Genomic DNA, 11201 nt, shown 5'->3' on the forward strand with positions numbered 1-11201 from the left:
TTCATTTATCGTTGCATCCAGACGCCACTTCCGTCACTTTAATTGCATTATTCACCTCACCTGCAGACTGGCTCTGTAAAAGGGAAGATGATGACATTATCTAGTTTTTTACGTTTGATCTGTCTGGCAGCAATCTGGGGCGGTTCATTTTTGTTTATGCGTATTGCCGCACCGACCTTTGGACCGGCTTATCTAATCGAGTTCAGAGTGAGCTTTGCCGCACTTGCTTTGCTCGTGATAGCCTGGTATCTGAAGCAATCACTACATTTTCGTGTTCATGCACGCCACTATTTTACGCTGGGCTTACTCAATACCGCGCTGCCCTTCGTGCTCTTTGCCTATGCGGCGCAAACGCTTACCGTATCTATGCTGGCAATTTTAAACGCCACGGCTGCCATTTGGGGTGCTTTGATCGCTTTTTTCTGGCACCGAACGCCTCTTTCAGTGAAGTCCCTGCTCGGTATGGGGCTGGGTATTTTTGGCGTTATTGTCTTAGTTGGCTGGGATAAGACTCTTGTATCAGAAATACTGGTTTGGCCGGTCCTGGCAGGTGTACTTGCTGCTGTCAGTTACGGGGTTGCGAGCAACTATGCTAAAAATGCACCCCAGATCCCCGCGTTTGATAATGCCCATGGCAGCATGTGGGCCGCCGTCCTCTGGCTACTACCGCTGCTCCCTTTCATGCCCATGCGGGCAGTACCAGATAGTGCCGAGATCTCTGCCGTGATCGCCTTAGGGGTGATCTGTACCGGCATTGCTTACTTGTTGTATTTTAGATTAATTTCAGAGGTAGGCGCGGCTTCTGCGCTATCGGTGACTTTCTTAATCCCCCTGTTTGGGATTATCTGGGGCTATCTGGTGTTAGACGAGCAGGTTGGGCTCAATACGTTAGGCGGGATGGTACTGGTATTAACGGGCACTATGCTGGTGACGGGCTTTTCACCCGCCACCCTGCGAGCTGTGCGCGCACAGTAGATCATGTATGGCTACTGAAATACCACATTTTCGCTGCCAGGCAGCGGTTTAAAACGATTCAGTAGCTTTTCACAGTCTTCCAGGATCTGAGCTTCAAGGCGCTCTTCAGCACGCCAGCGCTGCGCATCCATTTTATAAATCTCTTTCTTACTGTATTTTTTTCGAGCGTCATGGGTCGGCATTTCTTTAACTTCCTCGTACATCTCATGCACGCCCGGATAACTCTGGCTCAGCTCGATTTCCTCGTCAAAGCTGTATTGAGACATCAGCACCCATACCCGCAAACAGCCTTCAGAGTATTCACACTGCTTCTGCTGCATCGCTTTGGCTATCAGATTGATACTATCGGACAGCTTGGCATTGCGTTCCTGACGAGAACGTGCCAGCTTCTCTTTTTGCTCCTGCTGCAATTTTGCTATCGTGTCTTTCTGAATTTTCAGCTGCCACAGCAGCTTGCCGGCGTAAAATGCCAGACCGGCGATGATCAACGCGCCTACCACAATCGCGGCTATCCACATAGTTTAACGCTCCTCGTCTTCGTCTGTTAACCACTCATCTGCCAGATCACTGCTCATCCACTGATCCAGCTCATCTTCTTGCGCCATATCAGCTTCTTCGAACTCATCATCAATGCCCAGTAACTCACATAACTCCTGATGGCGTGCCACTGACTTATTGAAGTACTTAGCATCTTTGCCAGTCAATAGCTCACCACGCTCATGACGCTCCAATAGTGCCATCAGACGCTCATCATTTTCCAGTTGGCGCAGCTCTTCTTCCGGCGTTAATGCCACTGGCGCGACCTTCTTCAACTCCACCTGAGGTTTGAGGTCACGATTAAGCTTAGGCTCGCTGGCCTGATGTGGCTGAGGTACCAGCGCAACCGGCTTTTTACTGCCCGCACGTGGATCCTTCTTACTACCCGAAGTCTTACTCTCTTCCACTTTGGCTTCTTGTGCATTGCGAGATCCAGGCTTCTTACCCTTGTGCTTTTTATTGCGCTGCTCTTTGAGCGCTCTGAGCTCCTGGAGCTTCTCTTTGCTTAACCTTGGCGTACCTATGTTGCCAACCTTACGGGATTTCTTCTTTCTCGTCATACTAGTCTTTACTCATTCTGTACTATCGCTTAGTTAAAATGATGACATCATTACCAATCACTTCAACCTGGGTATTAAATTGCTCTGCAATATAGGCAAATGTCTCACGGCTAAAAAACGCAATATGGGTTTGATCGTTTTTATAGTGCCAGTTTGCAAAGCGTGCTGGATCTATTACCAGCTTAGTCATTAATGCCAATGGTGCACCAGGCTTGAGCATCGCCAGTAACTGGTGCAGCACTTTGCCGGGCTGGGCCAGGTGTTCTATCACCTCACTACAGGTAATAAAGTCATACTGGTGATCCAACACTTTGGGATCATTGGCATAGTATAAATCATATAGCGCCATTCGATGGCCGGCCTCGGTTAGCATTTTAGCTAACAGGGGGCCTGGACCACAGCCAAAATCCAGTCCTGATTGGGCCGCCGGTAAGCGCTCGCACAGTGGGTCAGCCAACCGGGACAGAAAGCGCCGATAGCCGGGATCCATCAGATCATTTTCATGGCTGTCATAAATGGCTTTTTCTTGCTCAGCGCTTAATCTCTGTTCGGGGGAAACTGACACCAGCTTGCAGCGCTGACACTGCCAGTAGTCTCTGAATTTGTCCTGATGGTAGTGCGTCAGTGAGTCGCCTTCGCAAAGGCCGCAACGCCATGACTGTGGATTTTGCAACTGAGATAAACCGAAATGCCTTAAAGGCCGTATTGTATCAGCAATCAATTAGTGAACAAATATGCACACACAAATAAAAAAGCGGCAGAGATTGCTCTCTACCGCTTACTAATCTGAGCGTCACAAACTGGACACTTCTCCCTTCGACTTTTAAGTCTTTATTATTTTTATTGTGGTATCTTCCGTTTTGTTTTTGTTGTCACTTCCGTGAACACTTTCCATATTGTTATTGTTATCAAACTTCCAATGCATTTTTTATTTTCGGTCTTCCTGACACTTTCTTGGTCATCCTGCGTATTCAAAGAGAATACCTAATCTTGCCACCGACGCTTCCGATACGAATTGTCCCTGTTTTTGTATTATCTGGCGACAACGAATAATCTACGCCGATCTGAAACAGTTACAACTAAACAATAACAAAATTATTACCTGAATATTTTAGAACAACATTAAACCAATTTTATTACAATAGGTTACAACTGAACGCAGGATGAAATTAAGTCAAGTCCTACACACTTCATAAGCATATATCCTACATCAATATTGAGATATATCTCACAAAGCAAGATCAAAAAAAGGCAGCCCTGTTGCTGCCTTTTTTACAATACCCAGAGTTTACACTGGGCTTATTTTGTATCTATACGACTTTAGTGTAGGCCACCTAAGTATTTAGACAATACTTCGATGTCTTTATCGGTCAGTTTTTTCGCAATGTCACTCATCATGCCGTTTGGATCGTTGTTACGATCGCCACTGCGGAATTTTTCAAGCTGTGCCTTGATATACTCAGGGTGCTGGAATGAGATTTTCGGGAACTTTGACAGAGACGTACCGTTACCACGTGGACCGTGACACGCAGCACAAGACGGAATACCACGCTCAGCATCGCCCGCTTTATATAGTTTTTGACCGACTTCAACCACATCTTCTGGTGTAGTACCTGAAGACATAGGCAGCGACGCAAAATACGCAGACAAGTCTTTCATGTCTTGATCCGATAAAGGCATAGCCATGCCACTCATCACAGGATCCATACGACCTTCTTTACCACCCGACGTCATGCCAAGCTTAAACTCTTGTAGTTGCTTGTAGATGTAATCCGCATGTTGACCAGCGATTTTCGGATACATAGTAACAGGAGCATTGCCATCCGGACCGTGACACGCCGCACAGGTTGCTGCCTTTGCTTTACCGGCTTGCGCATCGCCATCAAATGCCGCGACGTTGCTGGCTGACAAGGACCCTAGCAACATAGTTAAAGTTAATGCTATTTTTTTCATGGTAAATTCTCTGTTTCCGACCCTGTAATTTTGACCCCAGCCGAAAAAGCCTCGTTTCTTTTACTGCGTGGGCAAATCTTATTTGAGACCGACTGACCAAGCTTGCTAATTGTGCACTAATTGGCACCGACAAAGTCAACGGGCTCGAGTTTTACGTTGCAATTGCTACATTCTACACGATATTAATTTCTCTGGCACGTTTTCTGCTCACATTAAGCCCATAAATTATAGGGATTTGACCTGGATTAAGTTTCCCCTTGAGGACATAGCGTAAAAACTCACCCAAGGTGAAGATTTTATCGGCTTTTGCTTTAGCAACCAAGTATAATAAAATAGACAATAATGAGATCAATCCCCTTGAGGAGTCGAAGTGCTAAAATCCCGCATGCCGTATAATCGTGCTCAGTTTGTGACGAGTGCCCCTGATATTTCCCGATTACCCGCCGATACCGGCATTGAAGTCGCGTTTGCCGGACGCTCCAATGCAGGGAAATCCAGTGCGCTAAACGCCCTGACTGATCAGAAGCTGGCACGGACCAGTAAAACGCCGGGCCGTACTCAGCTCATCAATACCTTCTCACTCGATGATGATAAACGCCTGATCGATTTACCCGGATATGGCTTTGCAAAAGTGCCGCTGGAAATGAAAAAGAAATGGCAGAAATCACTGGGCGAATACTTGCAAAAGCGTCAGAGCCTGAAAGGTATTGTGGTATTGATGGACATTCGTCACCCGCTCAAAGACCTGGATATGGACTTGATTAACTGGGCTGCTGGCAGTGACATTCCGGTACTGGCACTGTTAACCAAGGCCGACAAGTTAAAGCAAGGCAAGCGTAAAGCAGAGGTACTGCAGGTGCGTAAAGCACTGGCGGAGCTTAACGCCGATATTACTGTACACGCGTTTTCTTCTTTAAAAGGGTTGGGTCTTAAAGAGCTGGCCTGGCAGCTGGATGACTGGTTCCTGGGACCATATGTCAAAGAAGAGGCTGAGCAAGACACGCCTGCTGCTGAGTAATAGACTTCAGGCTGCGCCCCTGGCGCAGCCTAGCCAATCACAAACGGCATATCTGCCGACGTTAACACAAACTCATCACCCCGCGCCTGTGCTAATTCAGCCCACTGATAATAGACCGAACGGCTAATTCGTGCCGATAAACCATAATTGAGCATCAAATATGGGACCGGCTGATCTTGGTAGGATTTAAGCACCAGGGGAAACTCGCTGCAAACAGGCCATAGCCGGCCCAAATTATCCTGTGCGATTAAAGTCGTCGACAAGCCCAACGTGGGTGCCAGGTTGCAATATTGCCAGCTTACAATCACAAAGGGACTATCTGCGACTTTTACCGGGCACGTCTCGGCGGGTGACTTAAGCAAATACTGGCCCTGCTCATAACACAACACGCTGGCGAACAGCCTGACCAGTCCTTCTCGACTGATAGGCGCGCCCTCGTGAAACCAGCGACCTTGTGCGTCAATTTCAAATGCGCCGACGCCACACTCATCCGCATGCCAGCGCCCGGTGGGTGCATGCTGCGTCACATAATGTGAGATCAGCGCATCTAGATTACTCACTGAACACCAGATTGAAAGTGACCGGTACGGCGGTTGCAATTGTATTCAGACCAGCAACTTTACGCAGCGCTTCAATCCCCGCATCCAGGCCAAAATCACGACTGTTGATCAACACAGCGCGCAGTGGTGTCACCTGAAGTTGCTGATGGGCTTTGTTCACCACCAGATCCACATTCAGTGTTGCAACCTGACCATGCAGTGCCAGCGTAACAGGCACCTTTTGGATAATTTGAACACCCGGTTTCAGTGACTTGAGATACTGACTCACATTGGCAGAGATTTTAGCCTCTGGGAATTTAGCCACCTCAAACAGCATCTTTTGCATGCGTTCATTACGAATGGGGATCAGGCTTTCAACGCTGCTCAGATCCAGTCTTAGATCCAGTTCACCGGCCTTATTTATGGTGCCAGACAACTGTTTAAAGTGATGATTTTCAGCAACACTGCCCGCTTTAATAGAGGTAAAACTCACATCGCTATGTGCGGTGTCTAATTGCCACGCCTGAGCAAACTGCGCCGACAGGCCAAGGATTGAAAAAAGAAAGGGTTTAAGCATGACGTATTCCTTGAAAATGAAAGTCGTCATCTTAACTGTATCCCGTAAGCAGATGCAACGACATGGCACCTAATACTGGCCTGACATGGCACTTGGGATATATTCGAGTGAGAGCGAGAAAAACCGGCTCGCACCATTCACATTGCGAGCCGTTATAGCAATCTGGGGAGAAGCTATCAATACACTGTATCTTCACAAGGAGAGATACATCATCAACAGGATGTCCTACAGGAAGAGGACGCGCGCACTGTAGCAAATCACTTAGGGGAAATAAACAGCCAAAAGCAAGTTATGCGCCAATTTGATATTTTTTAAACATCAGATTGCGCATTTTTACCTCTGAGTTACACAAGATACATTTGCAGGGCCCGCCATTACTGGGATCGGGGCAATAAAAAACACGGCCTGAGCCGTGTTTTTTTGGGATACCCATATCGCTAGTGCGCCTGCTCCCAGTTTTCACCGTGATCGGCTTCAACCAACAGAGGAACATCCAACTTGGCTGCGTCACTCATAAGTTGACAGACATGCTCGCTAAACTGCGCCACTTTATCGGCTTTCACCTCAAAGACCAGTTCATCGTGCACCTGCATTAACAGCTTAATATCACTGTCCTGCTGAGTCGCCAGCCACTGTGCCACTTTAATCATGGCCTTCTTGATAATGTCCGCAGCCGTGCCCTGCATTGGGGCATTGATTGCTGCGCGCTCAGCCGCCTTACGACGGGCACCATTACGCGCCTTGATATCCGGCAGATATAAACGTCGACCGAACAGGGTTTCAACATAGCCCTGCTCTGCAGCTTTCTCCCGTGTCGTCTCCATATATTCAAGCACACCCGGGAAGCGTTCAAAGTACTTATCCATATAGTGCTGTGCTTCATGGCGCGGAATATCCAGCTGTCTGGCCAGGCCAAAGGCACTCATACCGTAGATCAGTCCGAAGTTTACCGCTTTGGCCTTGCGGCGCATATCCGACGTAACCTCTTCAAGCGGTACAGAGAAGACCTCTGATGCAGTGGCACTGTGGACATCTTTACCTTCTGCAAAGGCTTTTAACAGACCGGCATCCTGCGACAGATGCGCCATGATCCGCAGTTCAATCTGGCTGTAGTCCGCTGCCATAATTACATGGTCCTGATCTGCCACAAATGCCTGGCGGATCCGGCGGCCAGCTTCATTACGGATCGGAATGTTCTGCAGGTTAGGATCGGTGGAGCTGAGACGACCAGTGGCCGTGACAGCCTGATGATACGAGGTATGAACGCGCTGAGTCTGCTCGTTAACCATCTTGGGCAGTTTATCGGTATAAGTAGATTTGAGTTTGGCCAGACCGCGATGCTCGATGATCAGTTTAGGTAACGGATAATCATGGGCCAGCTCCTGCAATACTTCTTCCGCAGTAGACGGCGCGCCTTTAGGCGTCTTCTTTAAAACCGGCAGCTCTAGCTTGTCAAACAGGATTGCCTGTAACTGTTTGGTCGAGCTGAGGTTGAACTCTTCTCCCGCCAGCTCAAAGGCTTCCTGCTCCAACTCTTTTAGGCGCGTTTCAATGTTATGACTCTGCTGTGCCAGCATATCGCTGTCGATCTTCACACCGGTGCGCTCAATATCAGACAACACGCTGACCAGCGGCAGCTCGATGTCTTCAAACACACTCACTAAGGTCGGATGCTGCTGTAGTTGTGGCCACAGGTGCTGATGCAGGCGTAAGGTGATATCGGCATCTTCCGCTGCATACGGTGCAGCTTTGTCCAGTTCAATCTGATTAAACGTCAGCTGGTTTTTACCTTTACCTGCGATCTCTTCAAAGCTGATATTTTTATGCCCCAGGTATTTAAGTGCCAGCGAGTCCATATCATGGCGCGTACCCACACTGTTAAATACATAAGACTCCAGCATAGTGTCAAAGGCAATGCCATTGAGCTCCAGACCGGCGCGTGCCAGCACGCTCTTGTCGTACTTCAGGTTTTGTCCCACTTTTTTATGCTTGGGATCTGCCAGGATCGGGCCAATCAACTCAAACACCAGCTGCTTGTCAAGCTGTTCGGGCGCACCCATATAATCATGTCCCAATGGAAGATACGCCGCTTCGCCTGCTGCGACCGCAAAACTCATACCGACCAGTTCAGCCTGCATATAGTCCAGACTGGTGGTTTCGGTATCGAAGGCAAACAGCTCAGCTTCACGCAGCTTATCGAGCCAGCGATCCAACTGCTCGCGCTCTAAAATGGTTTCATAGTCCACCTCAACCGGTGGCGTGACCACAGAGTCCAGCTCTGTGTCTGCGGCCGTTTCCGGCGCGCTCTTACCATCCAGCAGTTCAGCCAGCCAGCGTTTGAATTCACATTGGCCATACAGCTCAATCAACTGATCTTTGTCCATTTCCTGGATCTTGAATTGTTCCAGGTCTTGTTCAACCTCACAATCCAGTTTGATGGTTGCCAGCTCGTAGGATAGCTTTAACTGTGCCTCGTGTTCAGCCAGCTTCTTCGCCATGGTTTTGGAACCACGGAAACCCAGATCAGCGATTTTATCAAGATTTGCATAGAGATCGTCAATTGATCCCAAGCCCTGCAGCATAGCCAGCGCGGTTTTTTCACCAACGCCAGGTACACCTGGAATGTTATCCACTTTATCACCCATCAGCGCCAGATAATCGATGATCAATTCTGGCCCGATACCAAACTTATCCACTACGCCCTGCGGGTCTAAAATGGTGTTGGTCATGGTGTTGATTAACGTGACATGCTCATTGACCAGCTGTGCCATGTCTTTATCACCCGTGCTGATCAGCACATGCCTTTGCTGCTCTGACGCCAGGCGGGAAAAAGTCCCGATCACATCATCGGCTTCAACGCCTTCAATACTGACCAGCGGCAACCCCATAGCGCGAATAATATCGTGGATCGGCGCTATCTGCGTGCGCAAATCATCGGGCATCGGCGGACGATGAGCTTTATATTCGCTGTACATCTCATTTCTGAAAGTCGGCCCCTTGGCATCAAACACTACCACCATATGGCTGGGCTGATATTGCTTGAGTAAGCTTTTCAGCATATTGATGACACCATAGATGGCGCCCGTGGCTTCTCCTTTTGAATTGGTCAGGTGCGGTGGCGCATGATAGGCACGAAACAAATACGACGAACCATCGACCAGGATCAGCGGATTTTCAGGGATCTGAGACATAGTTATAGGGATCCTAAAATTGGAAGTTTTAAATCTGGGTTAGCATGCCATAAGGACGAGAATAAAACGAGTCTGGCACAGTCCAAAACGACCCATAAGAAATGGGGATGGCCTGTGGATAACTTTGTAGATAAACATGAGCTATCGGCCCACACATCAAAAAGACGTCTAGGATAAAAAAGTAAAACACTGAATATAAAAGGAAATTTATTTTTACTCTTTTATATGCTTTAAGCTAAGATTGTGGACAGTGACTTTGGAGTCAGTTTACAGCCAGTTATTGAGTGGCTATAAATTCACCGCTTTTTCATGAGCGGAGGCGTATACTAACACAAACGATCAAAGATCAAAGCAGATCCTTTATATTTTTTTATTACTAGCTTAATGACAAAATTGCATATATCGCAAAACAAAGACTTTAAACGGAGATCCCGATGAAACAAGTAGCGATCATTTTAAGCGGTTGTGGCGTCTTTGACGGTGCTGAGATCCACGAATCTGTACTCACTATGCTTCACCTTGAGCGCCTGGGTGCAAGTTATCAGTGTTTTGCACCCGACATCCAGCAACATCATGTGATCAATCACCTCACCGGTGAAGAGCAAGACGAGCAACGCAATGTTCGAGTTGAGGCGGCACGTATTGCGCGTGGGGAAGTTGCAGATCTCGCCACACTGGATGCCAGTGCATTTGATGCATTGATCCTGCCTGGTGGCTTCGGCGTCGCAAAAAACCTATCCGACTTTGCCTTTAAAGGGGCTGAATCCAATATCCTGGAGACGCTCAAAACAAGCTGTCAGGCTTTCAGCCAACTAGGTAAACCCATCGCTTATCTGTGTATTGCACCTGCGCTTATTGGTCATATCCACCCAGCTGGTACGCTGGCCACCATAGGCAATGATGAGGCTACAGCTCAGGCAGTTGAAGCTTTGGGTGCCAGCCACGTTGCCTGCGGTGTGGCTGAGATCGTGGTCGATGACAATCACAAAGTCATCAGTACCCCTGCATATATGCTGGCAGGCTCAATTAGCGAAGCATCAAGCGGTATCGAAAAAGCCGTACAAAAGCTACTTGAGCTGGCCTAGCGCTAAACCCGGGCGGCACTATGCCGCCTCTGTCAACCTGTTTAATAATTAAGCAAACCAATTCAATTCATCTACTCTCAACCCTATGATTTTTTGCCCTAACGCAATAAATTTTATTTTTTAGTCGCTTATACTCAAGTTTACGTTTTATAAATTAGTTGGTGACGTTATAATCGGCTTAATTCCGTCATCCATCGTGATAGATCACGTTCAATTTGAAGTGAGCAAGGTAAATGAAGAAACTTTCAGCAGCACTGTTATTGCTATCTACTGCGGCAATCGCACAGCCATTCGACAATTCTTTAACTGAAGAAGCGATCAAAAAGCGTCTTGAGCCTGTGGGCTCTGTCTACCTGGCTGGTGCCGAAGATACTGCTGCCGCGGCGCCTACTGGTCCGCGTTCAGGTGAGCAAGTGTACCAGGCTTCCTGTTTTGCCTGTCATGGCACAGGTGCACTAGGCGCACCTAAAACAGCTGATGACTGGGCACCACGTATTGCAAAAGGCAAAGATGTGCTACTTGACCACGCAATCAATGGTTTCAACGCGATGCCTCCTCGCGGTACCTGTATGGACTGTAGCGATGACGAAATCGCCGCAGCGATTGATTTTATGATCAAGTAAAAAATCGCCGTGCGGGGGGAGTTAATTCCCCCTGCAAATGGCGTGTCATGTCGCAGAATTTAAGACAATTATCACCATAATGTTATTAAAATTTTGCACTTGACCCCCCATTGTAAAAATGAAAATATAAGAACAATAAATAG

Annotated in this window: 11 protein-coding genes; 4 read left to right on the forward strand and 7 right to left on the reverse strand. The window is 47.9% G+C overall.

What is annotated here, in order from left to right:
- Positions 1 to 90 precede the first annotated feature (90 nt).
- Positions 91 to 975: a DMT family transporter gene (locus tag ACXAH1_RS01360; protein WP_475193296.1), complete on the forward strand. Its 885-nt coding sequence runs from the start codon at positions 91 to 93 to the stop codon at positions 973 to 975.
- Positions 976 to 986: 11 nt separating this feature from the next.
- On the opposite strand, the gene ACXAH1_RS01365 is transcribed toward ACXAH1_RS01360, so the two are convergent.
- The 4 genes from ACXAH1_RS01365 to ACXAH1_RS01380 form a co-directional block, all read right to left on the reverse strand.
- Positions 987 to 1493, reverse strand: a complete 507-nt coding sequence (locus ACXAH1_RS01365) for a DUF2489 domain-containing protein (RefSeq protein ID WP_475193179.1) — start codon at positions 1491 to 1493, stop codon at positions 987 to 989.
- A gap of 3 nt (positions 1494 to 1496) precedes the next feature.
- Positions 1497 to 2072 carry a Der GTPase-activating protein YihI gene (gene yihI, locus ACXAH1_RS01370; RefSeq protein WP_475193182.1) on the reverse strand — a complete coding sequence of 192 codons (576 nt, stop codon included), beginning with the start codon at positions 2070 to 2072 and terminating at the stop codon, positions 1497 to 1499.
- Positions 2073 to 2094: 22 nt separating this feature from the next.
- Positions 2095 to 2745 (reverse strand): class I SAM-dependent methyltransferase, encoded by a 651-nt coding sequence (locus ACXAH1_RS01375; RefSeq protein WP_253050416.1) that lies wholly within the window; start codon positions 2743 to 2745, stop codon positions 2095 to 2097.
- 647 nt (positions 2746 to 3392) lie between these two features.
- Positions 3393 to 4025, reverse strand: a complete 633-nt coding sequence (locus ACXAH1_RS01380) for a c-type cytochrome (protein WP_253050414.1) — start codon at positions 4023 to 4025, stop codon at positions 3393 to 3395.
- Positions 4026 to 4395: 370 nt separating this feature from the next.
- On the opposite strand from ACXAH1_RS01380, the gene yihA reads away from it, so the two are divergent.
- Positions 4396 to 5043 (forward strand): ribosome biogenesis GTP-binding protein YihA/YsxC, encoded by a 648-nt coding sequence (gene yihA, locus ACXAH1_RS01385; protein WP_253050412.1) that lies wholly within the window; start codon positions 4396 to 4398, stop codon positions 5041 to 5043.
- A gap of 29 nt (positions 5044 to 5072) precedes the next feature.
- Here the strand turns inward: yihA and ACXAH1_RS01390 are convergent, their stop codons facing one another.
- The 3 genes from ACXAH1_RS01390 to polA form a co-directional block, all read right to left on the reverse strand.
- The gene (locus ACXAH1_RS01390) at positions 5073 to 5603 is read right to left on the reverse strand and encodes a DUF1285 domain-containing protein (protein WP_475193187.1); all 531 of its coding nucleotides are present in this window, start codon (positions 5601 to 5603) and stop codon (positions 5073 to 5075) included.
- Complete coding sequence (locus ACXAH1_RS01395) at positions 5596 to 6159, reverse strand: YceI family protein (RefSeq protein WP_475193189.1); 564 nt, start codon at positions 6157 to 6159, stop codon at positions 5596 to 5598. The genes ACXAH1_RS01390 and ACXAH1_RS01395 overlap by 8 nt, the downstream gene beginning before the upstream one ends.
- Before the next feature lie 437 nt (positions 6160 to 6596).
- A complete protein-coding gene (gene polA / locus ACXAH1_RS01400; protein ID WP_475193190.1) occupies positions 6597 to 9350 on the reverse strand; it encodes a DNA polymerase I in 2754 nt (917 codons plus the stop codon).
- Between the two features lie 434 nt (positions 9351 to 9784).
- Between polA and elbB the strand changes: the two genes are divergently transcribed.
- Both elbB and ACXAH1_RS01410 read left to right on the forward strand, forming a co-directional pair.
- The gene (elbB, locus tag ACXAH1_RS01405) at positions 9785 to 10435 is read left to right on the forward strand and encodes an isoprenoid biosynthesis glyoxalase ElbB (RefSeq protein WP_475193191.1); all 651 of its coding nucleotides are present in this window, start codon (positions 9785 to 9787) and stop codon (positions 10433 to 10435) included.
- Between the two features lie 233 nt (positions 10436 to 10668).
- Complete coding sequence (locus tag ACXAH1_RS01410; RefSeq protein ID WP_253050401.1) at positions 10669 to 11058, forward strand: c-type cytochrome; 390 nt, start codon at positions 10669 to 10671, stop codon at positions 11056 to 11058.
- Positions 11059 to 11201 lie beyond the last annotated feature (143 nt).

Source organism: Pseudoalteromonas sp. AWH4_217, assembly GCF_056161105.1.